Source organism: Octadecabacter arcticus 238, assembly GCF_000155735.2.
Lineage (GTDB): Bacteria > Pseudomonadota > Alphaproteobacteria > Rhodobacterales > Rhodobacteraceae > Octadecabacter > Octadecabacter arcticus.
In genome coordinates, this window is the sequence record NC_020908.1 from 733,903 (window position 1) to 747,153 (window position 13,251).

The following is a 13,251-nucleotide window of genomic DNA, read 5'->3' on the forward strand; positions in this document are numbered from 1 at the left end:
TGGATTTTCGTTTTGGTGTAAAAATGAAGCTGGAGGGTGCGCCCCGCCACGTCGGGCAGGGCGCGATTTCAGTCTTATTAGAACGTGGAGGCAACTTCCCACTTTTCGATCAATGTGTTGAGTGAGCCGTCGTCCTTCATGGACTGGATCGCTGCATCGAATGCGTCGCGCAGTTCGGTGTCGCTTTGACGGACACCCATACCAACGCCGCCGCCGATGGCTTCTTCACGGGCGAGCATGACGAGGTCGGATTGACCTTCAAGCGCACCGTTCAAGAAGCTTTTGTCGGCCAGAACCGCGTCTGCTTCGCCGTTGCGGACAGCTGCAAGTGTTTCTTCCGGTGTGGCGAATTCTACCACTGTCCAGCCTTGATCCGCGATGAACGATGCTTGGATCGTGCCAGTTTGGGCGGCAATGATTGCGCCTTCTACGTCAAGATCTGCGTCCAGTGCGAGGTAGGACGACGGATCAGCAGGTGTGTAGGCTTGGGTGAAATCGATGAGCTCTTCGCGTTCGGCCGTGATCGACATGCCCGCGATGATTGTGTCGTAGTTGCCCGATGTGAGGTTCGGGATAATGCTGTCCCACTCGTTTGTGACCCACTCGCAGGTCATTTCAGCGCGTGCGCACAGCTCATCACCAAGCTCGCGCTCAAAGCCGTCGACTTCGCCGGCGTCGTTGATGAAGTTCCAAGGCGCATAGGCGCCCTCGGTTCCCATGCGGACTACGGAGTGTGCGTCTGCAAGGGCCATGGTGGATGTCAGGGCGACCGCAGCGGTCGTCAGGATAAGGTTTTTCAAAGGTATCTCCCAGTTTTGAAGGTCATGTCTTTTAGGTCAGTGCAGTTGTGTTTGGGCAGCGCGCGATCACATCGCCAAGGTCGTCGCCCAACCACTTTAAATGCAGATTTCCCAGTGTTCCGTCTTTAGATATATCTTTCAATAGTGAATCAAGCGCCACAAGCAAGGACGGTGCGTCCTCTGAAACACCGAGCACCGAACCGCCAGAAAAGGTCGGATATCCGCCTACATCGTAAAATCCGTCGCGACTTTGTGCGATCTGCGCCATGTTGGCTGATCCAAAAACCACATCCACGTCGCCCGCGACCAGCCCATCAAGCGCGGCTGCCTCTGTTGGATAGGTGCGCACGTCACGATTGGCCCGTTCCATCGCTTCTTGGAAAAGTGACTGTTCCAGCGTTCCGATTCGCGATTTTATCAGATCCACCTGTTGCGATTTGGCGATGAAGTGGCCGTTGCTGTCGCCACGCAGCACATAGGGACAGGTGAAATCGACGAGCGCATCACGTTCTGCGGAATAGTCGAAACCGCCAGTCACCACATCGACGTCGCCGCGCGCAAGCGCTTGGAAAATGTCACCCATCGGCAGATCAACCCAAATACACTCAAAGCCGCCGCGCGTGCAGATTTCGTCCATCAGGTCTTTGTCGAGACCGCTGGCGCGTTCGGTTCCAGGGTTGTAAATGTAGGGCGGATAATGCCCACCTGTGGCGATCCGTAAGGTTTCCGCCGACACAGTGCCGGCAAGCAGAACAAGAAGGGCGGCCAGCCCTTTCATGCAGGGACAGTCGCCGACAAGAAGCCGCGCAGGCGTTCCGATTTCGGGTTTACGAAAATCTGTTCGGGTGCGCCTTGTTCTTCGACCAGCCCTTGATGCAAAAACACAACGTGATCCGAAATTTCGCGCGCCATGCGCATATCATGGGTCACCACCAGCATCGTGCGGCCCTCATCTGCCAAGTCTTTGATGACTTTGACGACTTCTTGTTCCAGTTCGGGGTCCAGCGCCGATGTCGGTTCATCAAACAACAGCGCTTTGGGTTCCATGCACAGCGCGCGGGCGATGGCTGCGCGTTGTTGTTGGCCACCTGACAGCATCGCAGGGTAGACGTCACATTTGTCGCCAATGCCCACTTTCTCAAGATATTTGCGCGCTGACGCCTCGACCTCTGTGCGGTCGCGTTTCAGCACGGTTACGGGGGCTTCCATGACGTTTTGCAGGATCGTCATATGCGCCCATAGATTGAATTGTTGAAATACCATGGACAGGTTGGTGCGGATGCGGATCATCTGGGCGTGATCGCTGGGGTGGCGGGCAAGGCCGCGGCCTTTCCACGTTACGGGTTCGCCACAAAAAAGAACATCACCTTGCTGGCTGTCTTCCAACAGATTGGCGCAACGCAGCAGCGTGGATTTTCCAGATCCGGACGACCCGATCAGACTGATGACATGACCCTGCGGGGCGGTAATATCGACGCCCTTTAGCACTTCGAGCGCGCCATAAGCCTTGTGAAGGTTACGGATTTCGATGACGGGTTCGGTCATAATGCCTCATACAGTTGGTCTGTATGAGTAAGGCGCAAATCGAGGCCGGTTGCAACGGTGCTTTAGGGGGGGGTAGGAAGAGCTATATCATATGCGCTATCGGGCAGCACTGCCATGCCAATCATACCAAGGGTTTCGGCGTGATCGGGTGCAAGACCCGCAATCGCTGCGCACAAGGCGGCACGGATCGGTTCGAGGTCATTGGTGTTTGCTGTGACGAACGTCATGCCGGGTGATGCTGCGGTGCGATCAATCACGCAAAGTTCAGCGGCGCGCGGTTCCCACGCTTGCAGCATCCGCCATGTCACGCCGTCAATCGCGGCAAGGTCCGCGCGCCCGTCGGCGACGGCAAACATGCTGTCGATGTGGGCGCCTGTGCGCAAGGTGGTATGGAATTTCAGCCCCTTAGCGGTGACCATTGCCAGCGGTGCGCCCCAGCCGGATTGCGACAGCGCATCGTTATAGGCAAACCGACCCAGCGTGGCAGGCGCAAGACCGCGTGCGGCCTCATCTTTGCGAACCACAAACACCGAATGATAATAGCCAGCAGGGGTGTCCGGCAGACCGTAATCTGCGCAGCCAATGCGACTGACTTGGTCACGAAATTGCGCGCGGTAGGGCAGGTTGCACATCTGGCCGAGCAGCAGATCATCGCGCGCCCAGCCGATCACATGATCGGTGTCGCGGTCCAAGTGCGCGCCGCCGTAGCCCAATGCGCTGCGCGCACCAGCCCACAACGCGTCATGCGCTGCGCTGTTTTCGCGGCGGTCATACATCGGCAAACGTGCAAACATTATCGTGACATGACCCGCAGGCGAACCTTGTGGCTCTCCTGATCCGTAACGCCAAGAAGGGGGGCAACCATCCGCAACATCGCGTCCTCATGGTCGTCGCGCACGCCATCAACCAGAACCACAGACCACAACGCCTCAATCACGGCCTCACGGTCCTCATAGGGGACGGCGTCTTTGATGGCGCGAGTGAAACGGACAGTGTCTGGGGCTTCGGTTTCGGCGACCTCACACTGGGCGCGCAGGGCTGCGGCGTCAGCGACGGACAGCCCGTAACGTTGCATTAGGACCGCATCAATCTGGGCAATTTCGTTTTTGTCATACGACCCGTCCGTTCGGGCCAAACGAACCATCAAAGCGCCAAGCGCAACACGCGCGTCGGCATCGGGAAGGGGGGCGGGGTCGGGCGCCGTGAGGCGCTTAAACAGATCAGCAAACATTGGGTGGATATAGGGGCCGCTGTGCAAAAGGCCAAGCCCAGATTGTATAGGTTCAGGTGTTTTGAGACTCACACGACTTTGGCCTGAGTGATTCGAATGTACTCCATTGGTGTCTTGCCTTTCAAGGCATGATGAGGCCTGAATGTGTTGTATTTATTGACGGCTTTTCGAAGTTCAAACCGCATCGCTCCTATGCTGTCGGCAATGAGATCACGACATGCATAGAACTCTTCGCGGAAGGTGCGGTTACCGCGCTCGACACCACCGTTGTATTTTGGCCTTGCTGGCGGCAGCACAATGAGCGGGATCTCCATCTGTTCGCACGCTGTCTCAAAATCGGCCATAAACTCAGACCCGCCATCGACTTGAATTGAGATGATCTTATAGGGAGCTATTTCCACGAGTTCTTGCAAAAACCGTTTGGCAGAGCGTGCCGTGGCATTCGAATAAACTTGCGCGTGGATATGCTTGCTACACCTCTCCCAGGCTTGAAAGTGTTTGCACGTGACGCCGTTCTTCGTGGCAGTCATATGATCGATCTGCACACGCTCGCCAACCACAATATCTTTGTAATCCCTATATTTCCATCCCTTGGCATGCCCCTTGGAAAAATTACGCTTGCGCTTTTGGGGCGCAGATCTTGATCGTGTGATCAGGCCTTTTTTCCTTAGAAAGCTCAAAATGCGCCCCACGGTGCTATCGCTCATGGTTTGCTTTTTGTCGCGACGCAAGATGGCCCCTATTTTCTCCTTACCGTAGGTTTCATTGTCGCGGCGGGCCTCAAGCACCAATTGCTTTTCTGCCTCGCCCCACTGTGACTTGTTGCAGCGTTTGGGAGCCTTTGAAGGCGGTATGATTGCCTGCGCCAAATCCTTCAAAATACGCTTGTGACGGTAATATGTCGCGCGCGAGATGCCGACGAATTCAGCGCACTTTGATAGAGAAACGCCCTCTGTACGTAAGTCGTCCCATTGCCGAACCTGACCTTCGTATTTGATACGGTACACGTCCAAACATTCTTGTGTCCGCGCCCAAGCATAAAGTTTATAAACGTTCTTGTGCAGTCCGATGATTTGCATATTGGCCTCGTGAGCTGGTTTCTTTCAATTCTCAGTCTCCGAGGTCGCCTAAATCTTGGCAACAAAATTTTGTCTCACATCTATCTGAACTTATTCAAGATTAGGTGCGACACAATCGCAAATGCGAGCCGCGCAAAAAATTATTGAGCAATTATTGGCCAGACACGATTCGTGATTTGCTATGCGCTAAGCGCGGCGCTTTTTAAAATGCGCTAAGCGCGTTGTTTTTTTGAGATGCGCTAAGCGCGCAATGCAGCCGCCGCTTCCGGCGACATCCCGAACGTCTGCGTTGCAATGGCCACAACCTGCATTTCGGTGTCATGACGTTGCCCGTCAGAGTCAGCCACCTGCCAAAGCGCGCGTACCAACCCGTCGCGTTCATGGCTGGTGACGTCACACGACAGGATATGCGCCAATTCACTGGTGTCGGGCATCGCGGCCTCAAGCTTTTCACATTCGGCGCGCATGCGCGCGGCTTCAACTGCGTTCAGATTGTAAAGATCAGCCAGCAGATGGTCGATTTCTTCGATCTCTTGAAAAAGATACGCGCCATCAGCCTTGGCGACCCGCACCAATAAGGCACCGAGCGCGTGGCGCGCATCGGCCTCCGGCATAAGGGTGAAATCAGCCGCAGGGGCGCGAAGAAGGGCAAGTATACGATCAAACATTAATTCACCTTAGGCATGTAACGTATTCCTGCAAGCCTCAAAGCTTGGCAAAGTGATCTGCCAGCTTTGCCAACTCGCCATCAAGTCCCCATGGCGCGTTCACCACGACCAATCCCGATCCGACCATCCGGTGGCCCTCGCGGGCGGGTTCAAAGTAGACTTCGTGGTTTAAGGCATCCGGCAGGCTGCGCAGAATCGCCGATTTCATTGTGCGGTGGCGGGCATCTGAGAGGATCGGATACCACAGCATCAACACCCCCACGGGCCAGATTTTGGCGATCTTGGAAAGGTGATTTGGCATGACGACGTAGTCGTCTTTCACCTCATAAGATGGATCAATCAATAATAAGCCACGGCGCGGTGTTGGCGGGAACATGGAATAGGCCATTTCAAACCCGTCCTGCGCATGAACATGGGCGCCCGGGACCGCGTCGTACAGCCCCTCAAATTCTTGCGGATGCAGTTCGGCAATATGTAAAACGTCATCGCCGCGCAAAAGATGGGACGCGATCCAAGGGCTGCCCGGATAGGACGTGGCACCGTTTTCTGCGCGACACGCTGCCAGCGTGGACGAATAGGGGTGATCGGGTGCGAACCAAGGCTCTGCAACAGCAATACCCGCCGCAGCTTCGCCGGTTTTGATGGCCTCATCGGCGCCGAGATCATACAGGCCTCGCCCGCCGTGGGTTTCAATATAGCTGAGCGGTTTGTCCTTGCGGGTCATGTAGTCCAACACCCACGATAGCGCCGCGTGCTTGTGCACATCCGCCAAATTACCTGCATGATAAAGATGTTGATAAGATAACAAAGCGCGGCCCTCTTGTTTGGATCGAAAGTGCCTCAGGGGTGTGGGTGCTGGTTCCCACGTGATCGGATTGGCGATAGTGACGTGCCCTTGGTCAATCGCAAGGAACGCAAACGAATTCGATTCTATACCAACCGCGAGGAGTCCACTGCCGCGCGCACAAAGTCGGCAAACAGCGGATGCGGTGCGAAGGGCTTTGATTTCAATTCTGGATGGAATTGCACACCGATGAACCAAGGATGATCTGACCATTCAACGATCTCGGGCAGTTTACCGTCCGGTGACATGCCTGAAAAACACAAGCCCGCGTCTTCGAGCTGGGCGCGATATTTCGTGTCGACCTCATAGCGGTGACGGTGGCGTTCTTCGATCGTCAGACTGCCATAAATTTCGGCAACCTTTGATCCCGCAGTTAGCGTTGCGTCGTAGGACCCGAGACGCATGGTGCCGCCCTTGTCGTCATCGGTCTTGCGTTTGATCTTGGCATTGCCCTGCACCCATTCTTTTAGGTGGTAGACGACAGGTTCGAAGCGCTTTTTGCCAGCTTCATAGTCGAATTCTTCCGACCCCGCATCGGCCATGCCCACGACGTTGCGCGCAGCCTCGATCACAGCCATTTGCATGCCCAGACAGATGCCGAAATAGGGGATTTTATTGATCCGCGCATATTCTGCAGCCTTGATTTTACCTTCGGTGCCGCGTTCGCCAAATCCACCGGGGACGAGGATTGCGTGGAACCCTTCGAGGTAGGGCGCTGCATCTTCGGAATCAAACACTTCGGCATCTACCCAAGACACGTTTACCTTAACGCGGTTGGCCATGCCGCCATGGGTCAGCGCCTCTTTGAAGGACTTATAGGCGTCTTCCAGCTGGGTGTATTTGCCGACAATCGCAATGTTAACTTCGCCGTCGGTGGTGTGAATGCGGTCATAAACATCGTTCCAGATTTGCAAGTCGGGCTTGGGCGCAGGGGAGATGTTGAACGCGTCCAAAACCGCCTGATCGAGGCCCTGTTTGTGATAGGCTAGAGGCGCTTCGTAGATAGATTTCAGATCATAGGCCGCAACGACGGAGTCTTTGCGCACGTTGCAAAACAGCGCGATTTTTTCGCGTTCCTTGTTGGGGATCAGGTGTTCGGATCGGCAGACCAAAATATCGGGTGCGATGCCGATTGATTGCAATTCCTTGACCGAGTGTTGCGTCGGTTTGGTTTTTAATTCACCGGACGCTGCAAGGTAGGGCAGCAATGTCAGGTGCATGAAAATACATTCGCCGCGTGGCTTGTCGTGGCTGAATTGGCGGATCGCCTCAAAAAACGGCAGACCTTCGATGTCGCCCACTGTGCCGCCAATTTCGCACAGCATAAAATCGACCTCGTCTTCGCCGATATGCAGGAAGTCTTTGATTTCGTTGGTTACGTGGGGGACGACCTGAATGGTCTTGCCGAGATAATCGCCGCGGCGTTCTTTTTCCAACACGTTGGAATAGACCCGCCCGGACGAGATAGAATCTGTGTTTCGTGCTGGCACACCGGTAAAGCGTTCGTAGTGGCCAAGGTCCAGATCGGTTTCTGCGCCGTCATCGGTGACGAAGACCTCGCCGTGCTCAAACGGTGACATCGTGCCGGGATCAACGTTCAGGTAGGGATCCAATTTGCGCAAGCGCACTGAAAAACCACGCGCTTGTAACAACGCTCCGAGGGCCGCTGACGCAAGCCCCTTGCCCAGCGAAGACACCACACCGCCTGTGATAAATACGTAACGCGCCATTGATCAGGGGTCCCCTTTTAGGTCGGTCCCCCTCGGGGAGGACATTCTAATTTGTGTGGATAACACCCCAATAGCAGTACGCCAAAACGCATGTATCACGGAGGTTAATGATAAGCGGATTCGGGGGCAATTGGCAACCAAGTCCACCCGAATTAACCAAATGAAACGCAATATCGAGTGGATACCGTAACTTACCCCGCAACGTGTAGTGGTTAGTCGGCGTCAGGGACCAATGGATCATTGCTTGCCGGTGCCACCGTAGGGGGCAGCAGGCTACCGGCTGCACTTGGCGCGTCTGTGGATTGTTCAGACGCAGGCAACAGCGCATCGCCGCCGACCACGGATGCATCGCTGGCCTTTTGTGCCGACAGGATCGTGAGTGCCAATGATGTACAGATGAAGGCAATCGCCAAGACCCACGTGATTTTGCCAAGGGCCGTCGCCGCAGAGCGGCTGGACATCGCGCCACCGCCACCGCCGCCACCAATTCCAAGGCCGCCGCCCTGTGAGCGCTGCAACAAAACCACGCCAATCAAAGTCAGCGCGAGCAGCAGGTGGACGACAAGAACGACATTTTCCATGTGATATAGACCTTTGGCGGAAGAACGAGTGGTACTTAGAAGCGAAAAGGGCATCCCGCAACCCCTCAAACCACGCTTATGCGCTATGTGTCCACATCATCCATATCTGCTTGCCCCGAAAGGCGACGGCGCACGTGGCTCCAACTGAGCCCGATGCCGAGCACAAAGGACAAAACACCCAAGGCAACCCAGGTGTTTGCGGTCGGGTTTTCAAAGCTCATCCAGCCCAGATCATAGGCGGCCCAAAGCATCGCACCCGTCACTGCGGCCACAAGCATCATACCCACAACGCCAATCGAGCGCAGGGTGGTGCGCACATAGATTATGTAGCCGACAACCAGCAACAGCCCGACGAGCACTGCAATCGACATATTGTCAGCGCCCGAGGTCATCACCCAGCGTGAAAAAGTCCATTGCGTCGGATTGTAGGTCGCCGCCAGCAAAATGAATGCAAAAATCCAGCGAAGTAAAAAACCGGCCATAATGTCCCTCAAAAGTAAGAATTGGCGTCAAGATGGCGGTGTGGCGCGTCCCTCTCCAGCCTATCACATCAAATGCCCGCTTTCCCCCCTTGGTGCGATGTCCTATGACGGGCACGGATTTTACCGATTGGGATCGAAGATATGGCGAATGTAGTGGTTGTCGGCGCTCAGTGGGGCGATGAAGGCAAAGGCAAGATTGTCGATTGGCTGTCAGAACGCGCCGACGTGATTGCGCGGTTCCAAGGCGGGCATAATGCGGGCCACACGTTGGTGATCGACGGTAAGGTGTACAAATTGCACGCGCTGCCATCCGGCGTGGTGCGCGGTGGCAAGTTGTCGGTGATCGGCAACGGGGTCGTTCTTGATCCGTGGCACCTGATGAAAGAGATCGCGACGGTGCGCGCACAGGGCGTTGAAATTAGCCCGGAAACGCTGATGATCGCCGAAAACACGCCGCTGATCCTGCCCATGCACGGTGAACTTGATCGCGCCCGCGAAGAAGCGTCAAGCAAGGGCACCAAGATTGGCACCACAGGCCGTGGCATCGGCCCATGTTATGAAGACAAAGTCGGCCGCCGCGCCATTCGTGTGGCTGATCTGGCCGATCCCGCAACGCTTGAAGCCCGCGTCGATCGCGCGTTGCAGCACCACGACCCGCTGCGCAAGGGTCTGGGCATCAAAGCCGTGGATCGCGATCAGCTTATTGCTGAATTGCAGGCGATCTCGGCAGACATATTGCCATTCGCCGCCCCGGTCTGGAAGGTGCTGAACGAAAAGCGCAAAGCCGGTAAACGTATTCTGTTTGAAGGAGCGCAGGGCGCGCTTTTGGATATTGATTTCGGAACCTATCCGTTTGTAACGTCGTCCAATGTGATCGCAGGGCAGGCGGCCACGGGTGTTGGCGTCGGACCGGGCGCGATTGATTTCGTGCTGGGCATTGTCAAAGCCTACACGACGCGGGTGGGCGAAGGCCCGTTCCCAACGGAACTGCATGACGCTGACGGCCAGATGTTGGGCGAACGCGGCCATGAATTTGGCACCACGACAGGGCGCAAACGCCGCTGTGGTTGGTTTGATGCCTGCCTGTTGCGCCAGACCTGTGCCACATCGGGTGTGACTGGCATCGCGTTGACGAAGCTGGATGTCTTGGACGGGTTCGAGACGCTAAAGATCTGCGTCGCCTACGATCTGGACGGCGTGCGTCTGGATTACCTGCCCACGGCGGCCGACCAACAAGCCCGCTGTACCCCGATCTATGAGGAAATGAAGGGCTGGTCCGACAGCACCGAGGGCGCGCGATCATGGGCGGATTTACCCGCTGAGGCGATCAAATATGTGCGCCGTGTGGAAGAATTGATCGACTGCCCTGTCGCGCTACTTTCTACATCACCGGAGCGCGAAGACACGATCCTTGTGACGGACCCGTTTGCCGATTAATCCACGCCCGTTGATGAAGGAACTGATATGGCCCTGCCCCTCAAAGCCCGAAAGCGCTGGTCGCTGGTCATCTTGTTGGTGGGATTGCCGATCTATGTGGTGATCGCCGTGAGCACGATGAACTGGCTTTATCCCGACCCGGAGGCGCGCGCGCCGATCTGGATAGAATTGACCATCTATGTTGGCCTTGGGGTGCTGTGGGCGGTGCCATTCAAGTTTATCTTTATGGGTGTCGGACAGCCTGATCCTGACGCGTAGAAGATCAAACCGAGCCGCTGCGCGGCGCCTTAATTCTTGGTGCGTGTGTCACGGTGCGCCCTCGTGGTGAGGGCGGCTTTGTTTTGCGGATGATACCTGCGGCGCAGGTGTTTTAGACCAAGAAAGTTGTTTGGACGTGTGAAAACGGCGCCAAGGGTGTGCCTTAGCGCCGTTTTCGTTTTTTCATTTTACCATCGTTTATATTGCCGTTTACCCTGCGCGGCGTTCGGGGTTGTAGCGGCTGTCGTCTGCCACTTGGAACCGTCCATTGCGGACTTTGGTGAAGCGGCCGTCGTGCAGCAGGTCGGCAAAGCTGCACAGGCCGTCTTCGCGGTTGAATTCACCGCCCGCCAAGGCGCGCACACGGCGCAGGATCTGTGGGCGGGAGAATTCGTCTGCACCTTCGATGAAGGTGGTATATGCTGCTGCTGCTTCGAGCAATTCGGGCAGTTTGGTCGCGCCCATGTTTTCGGCGAATTCTGCGAATGACCCGGGAGCCTGGGCCTCGGCTTCTGCTTTGCGGGCGGCGACGCGGCGCGGCACCACGGGAGCGGCACCACGGGAGCGGCAGGACCGCGTTGATTCTCAGCGCCATCTATGTCGATGCGCTGGGCGGCGACCAGTTTAAGGGGCGCCGGACGCGGACGTTCCGTGCGGGTATTGGAGCGCACAACAGGACGAGGACGCGCGACAGTGCCAGAGGAGTTTGCGCCTTCGGGGCGAACGGCCACGGAAAGGTCATTGCGGAACGCGTTTTCGACGTCTTGGTCATCGTCCTCGGGTTCACCCACTTGGCGGGCGGCTTCTTTGGCGGCGACGGCGGCTTTGAGTTGCGCAATTGCGTCGCGACGACGGCTGCCTTCGGGTTCTTTCATCTGCACATCAGATTCTGACATTAGACGATCAAGTGCGGCATCATCAACTTGCGGTTCAGCAGGATGAAACGCATTTTCAGGCGCGTCATCGTCGGACGTGGCATCCAGTGCAATATGCGCCGTGGACATCGCATCCCTTGCCTGACTTGCAACGTCGTCAGCCAAATCAGCAGCGGACAATTCAACGGCTGCGTCGCCTTCGAAATCCGCTTTGATTGCGGCCAGATCTTTTGCAAAATTATCGTCTTCGATATTTGGCATGTCGGCATCGGTGAAATCGCTGTCCTCAAAGTAGTCGTCGAGGTCTTCTGCGCCATCGAGCATTCCCAAATCGGGCCCCTTAGCCGGAGAAGGTGCTTTGGCCTGCGCACCCATCTCGCCTCTTTGGACCGCGGAGTCGAAATCGGCGCGCTTCATGCGGATCACGCGGGCTTGAGGTTGCGCTACGGTGTCTTCATCGGCGTCATCGGAAGTGTCGGCGGCTTCGGTTTGCGGTTCAGAGACCGGTTCCACTGGTTCTGCTGAATCCTCTAATTCGGAGTGCTGCGCCATAAAACGAGAGAGCGTTTCTGAGCCGTATTCGTCTGGCGCACTTGTCTTGTCGAATGCATCGGCGTCAGTTTCAGAACTTGGTGTTGGCTCTTCTATTTCGGCCTGATGGGCGTCAAAATTGGCGACCGGATCTGTCCGGGCCGCAACCTCTTGTGGGTCGGTTTGGTCAAGGTCCGACATGTCTGGTGTTTCAGTTTGCGGCAAAAACTGCTCGGTCAGATCATCGACGCTGGCATTTGCGGCGTCAGTTGTGTTGCCGACCACGGCGCGGATGCGCTGCAGTTTGGCGGCGACACTGTCGGCGTCGGGATGGGCGGCTATGACGGGGGATGGTGCAACCGTCGCCGCGAATTCCGATTCAGGATCCCTGGCCGAGGGCTCTGAAGGCGACGCATCGTCGCCGGTGTCTTCGGCGACTTGGTCCGATGTTTCATCTGCGGCGTCTTGCGTTGCAGCGCCGACGTCACCCGATATTGATGTATCGGATGCAGAACCGGACGTGAGCTCTGGGGCGTCCTGCTGTGTATCGTTTGATGTCGCATCGCTTGCAGCTTTAGCGTCAGCATCCGCCTTAGCGTCAGCATCTGCCTTAGCCTCGGCCTCAGCTTTTGCGTCTGCATCTGCTTTGGCAGCTTTTTCCGCGTCCTTGGCGGCTTTTGCAGCAATTTTTGCCTTTGCCTTTTCAGCTTTGCGGGCGACTTTTGCGGCTTTGCGTTCAGCCTCAACCTTGGCGCGGGTGTCTGTGTCGTGCGCAGAGTCGGAAGGATCGCTGGCATCGCGTGATTGATCGCTGAGGGCGGAGGCGCGCAAAATGATGTTGCTGCCGTCGGTGTGGGCGGCAACGCGGCGCGAAATTTCACCTTCGGCGATCTTGGCCAACATGTCGGCGTCAGGGGTCGGAGGTTCCGCCCCGAAGTACCGATCATCCGAGGCCAAACCGCGAAAATATTCCGCAATAGCCTTCATCGTGCTGAAAGAATCATCGAATCCTTCAAGGGTGCACGAGAAAGTGCCGTAGGAGACGGTGAGAATCTTGCTCGGTCCAACCATTTTTAGCTCGCTTTCTACTCATCCAGTGATGGTCTGTTTACCATCAATTGGTTCGCAATCCGGAACAGAACCGCGTTAAACTAGGTATTATTTCGTGACCGTTTCAAGGCATGTTTCCA

Annotated in this window: 14 protein-coding genes; 2 read left to right on the top strand and 12 right to left on the bottom strand. The window is 56.3% G+C overall.

The window, feature by feature from the left end; genetic code table 11:
- Window positions 1-77: 77 nt before the first annotated feature.
- From OA238_RS03835 to OA238_RS03885, 11 genes are all read right to left on the bottom strand, one after another.
- Window positions 78-800 (bottom strand): transporter substrate-binding domain-containing protein, encoded by a 723-nt coding sequence (locus OA238_RS03835; RefSeq protein ID WP_015494155.1) that lies wholly within the window; start codon window positions 798-800, stop codon window positions 78-80.
- Window positions 801-831: 31 nt separating this feature from the next.
- Window positions 832-1,578 carry a substrate-binding periplasmic protein gene (locus tag OA238_RS03840; protein WP_015494156.1) on the bottom strand — a complete coding sequence of 249 codons (747 nt, stop codon included), beginning with the start codon at window positions 1,576-1,578 and terminating at the stop codon, window positions 832-834.
- Window positions 1,575-2,345: an ABC transporter ATP-binding protein gene (locus tag OA238_RS03845; RefSeq protein WP_015494157.1), complete on the bottom strand. Its 771-nt coding sequence runs from the start codon at window positions 2,343-2,345 to the stop codon at window positions 1,575-1,577. The genes OA238_RS03840 and OA238_RS03845 overlap by 4 nt, the downstream gene beginning before the upstream one ends.
- A gap of 62 nt (window positions 2,346-2,407) precedes the next feature.
- Window positions 2,408-3,139 (bottom strand): phosphate/phosphite/phosphonate ABC transporter substrate-binding protein, encoded by a 732-nt coding sequence (locus OA238_RS03850; protein WP_015494158.1) that lies wholly within the window; start codon window positions 3,137-3,139, stop codon window positions 2,408-2,410.
- Window positions 3,139-3,576, bottom strand: coding sequence for a tellurite resistance TerB family protein (locus OA238_RS03855; protein WP_044037875.1), 438 nt, complete (start codon window positions 3,574-3,576; stop codon window positions 3,139-3,141). Before OA238_RS03855 ends, OA238_RS03850 begins: the two co-directional genes overlap by 1 nt.
- A 68-nt stretch (window positions 3,577-3,644) precedes the next feature.
- The gene (locus OA238_RS03860) at window positions 3,645-4,655 is read right to left on the bottom strand and encodes an integrase core domain-containing protein (protein WP_015494160.1); all 1,011 of its coding nucleotides are present in this window, start codon (window positions 4,653-4,655) and stop codon (window positions 3,645-3,647) included.
- Window positions 4,656-4,894: 239 nt separating this feature from the next.
- Window positions 4,895-5,323 (bottom strand): tellurite resistance TerB family protein, encoded by a 429-nt coding sequence (locus OA238_RS03865; protein ID WP_015494161.1) that lies wholly within the window; start codon window positions 5,321-5,323, stop codon window positions 4,895-4,897.
- A 37-nt stretch (window positions 5,324-5,360) separates the two neighbouring features.
- Window positions 5,361-6,131: a 23S rRNA (adenine(2030)-N(6))-methyltransferase RlmJ gene (locus tag OA238_RS03870; RefSeq protein ID WP_015494162.1), complete on the bottom strand. Its 771-nt coding sequence runs from the start codon at window positions 6,129-6,131 to the stop codon at window positions 5,361-5,363.
- Window positions 6,132-6,253: 122 nt separating this feature from the next.
- Window positions 6,254-7,897 carry a CTP synthase gene (locus OA238_RS03875; RefSeq protein WP_015494163.1) on the bottom strand — a complete coding sequence of 548 codons (1,644 nt, stop codon included), beginning with the start codon at window positions 7,895-7,897 and terminating at the stop codon, window positions 6,254-6,256.
- Between the two features lie 212 nt (window positions 7,898-8,109).
- On the bottom strand, window positions 8,110-8,478 hold the full coding sequence (secG, locus tag OA238_RS03880; protein WP_044036248.1) for a preprotein translocase subunit SecG: 369 nt from the start codon (window positions 8,476-8,478) through the stop codon (window positions 8,110-8,112).
- 83 nt (window positions 8,479-8,561) lie between these two features.
- Window positions 8,562-8,960 carry a DUF6524 family protein gene (locus tag OA238_RS03885; RefSeq protein ID WP_015494165.1) on the bottom strand — a complete coding sequence of 133 codons (399 nt, stop codon included), beginning with the start codon at window positions 8,958-8,960 and terminating at the stop codon, window positions 8,562-8,564.
- A gap of 141 nt (window positions 8,961-9,101) precedes the next feature.
- Between OA238_RS03885 and OA238_RS03890 the strand changes: the two genes are divergently transcribed.
- Together OA238_RS03890 and OA238_RS03895 are read left to right on the top strand one after the other, a co-directional pair.
- A complete protein-coding gene (locus OA238_RS03890) occupies window positions 9,102-10,397 on the top strand; it encodes an adenylosuccinate synthase (RefSeq protein ID WP_015494166.1) in 1,296 nt (431 codons plus the stop codon).
- A gap of 27 nt (window positions 10,398-10,424) precedes the next feature.
- Window positions 10,425-10,655: a DUF2842 domain-containing protein gene (locus tag OA238_RS03895; RefSeq protein ID WP_044036250.1), complete on the top strand. Its 231-nt coding sequence runs from the start codon at window positions 10,425-10,427 to the stop codon at window positions 10,653-10,655.
- A 188-nt stretch (window positions 10,656-10,843) separates the two neighbouring features.
- Here OA238_RS03895 and OA238_RS03900 read toward each other — a convergent pair whose 3' ends face one another.
- On the bottom strand, window positions 10,844-13,048 hold the full coding sequence (locus tag OA238_RS03900; protein ID WP_144055824.1) for a hypothetical protein: 2,205 nt from the start codon (window positions 13,046-13,048) through the stop codon (window positions 10,844-10,846).
- Window positions 13,049-13,251 lie beyond the last annotated feature (203 nt).

Bases quoted from the DNA above. Each gene is read 5' to 3' on its own strand.
- OA238_RS03840 (WP_015494156.1), bottom strand. From the start codon at position 1,578: ATGAAAGGGCTGGCCGCCCTTCTTGTTCTGCTTGCCGGCACTGTGTCG.
- OA238_RS03845 (WP_015494157.1), bottom strand. From the start codon at position 2,345: ATGACCGAACCCGTCATCGAAATCCGTAACCTTCACAAGGCTTATGGC.
- OA238_RS03850 (WP_015494158.1), bottom strand. From the start codon at position 3,139: ATGTTTGCACGTTTGCCGATGTATGACCGCCGCGAAAACAGCGCAGCG.
- OA238_RS03855 (WP_044037875.1), bottom strand. From the start codon at position 3,576: ATGTTTGCTGATCTGTTTAAGCGCCTCACGGCGCCCGACCCCGCCCCC.
- OA238_RS03860 (WP_015494160.1), bottom strand. From the start codon at position 4,655: ATGCAAATCATCGGACTGCACAAGAACGTTTATAAACTTTATGCTTGG.
- OA238_RS03865 (WP_015494161.1), bottom strand. From the start codon at position 5,323: ATGTTTGATCGTATACTTGCCCTTCTTCGCGCCCCTGCGGCTGATTTC.
- OA238_RS03875 (WP_015494163.1), bottom strand. From the start codon at position 7,897: ATGGCGCGTTACGTATTTATCACAGGCGGTGTGGTGTCTTCGCTGGGC.
- secG (WP_044036248.1), bottom strand. From the start codon at position 8,478: ATGGAAAATGTCGTTCTTGTCGTCCACCTGCTGCTCGCGCTGACTTTG.
- OA238_RS03885 (WP_015494165.1), bottom strand. From the start codon at position 8,960: ATGGCCGGTTTTTTACTTCGCTGGATTTTTGCATTCATTTTGCTGGCG.
- OA238_RS03890 (WP_015494166.1), top strand. From the start codon at position 9,102: ATGGCGAATGTAGTGGTTGTCGGCGCTCAGTGGGGCGATGAAGGCAAA.
- OA238_RS03895 (WP_044036250.1), top strand. From the start codon at position 10,425: ATGGCCCTGCCCCTCAAAGCCCGAAAGCGCTGGTCGCTGGTCATCTTG.
- OA238_RS03900 (WP_144055824.1), bottom strand. From the start codon at position 13,048: ATGAAGGCTATTGCGGAATATTTTCGCGGTTTGGCCTCGGATGATCGG.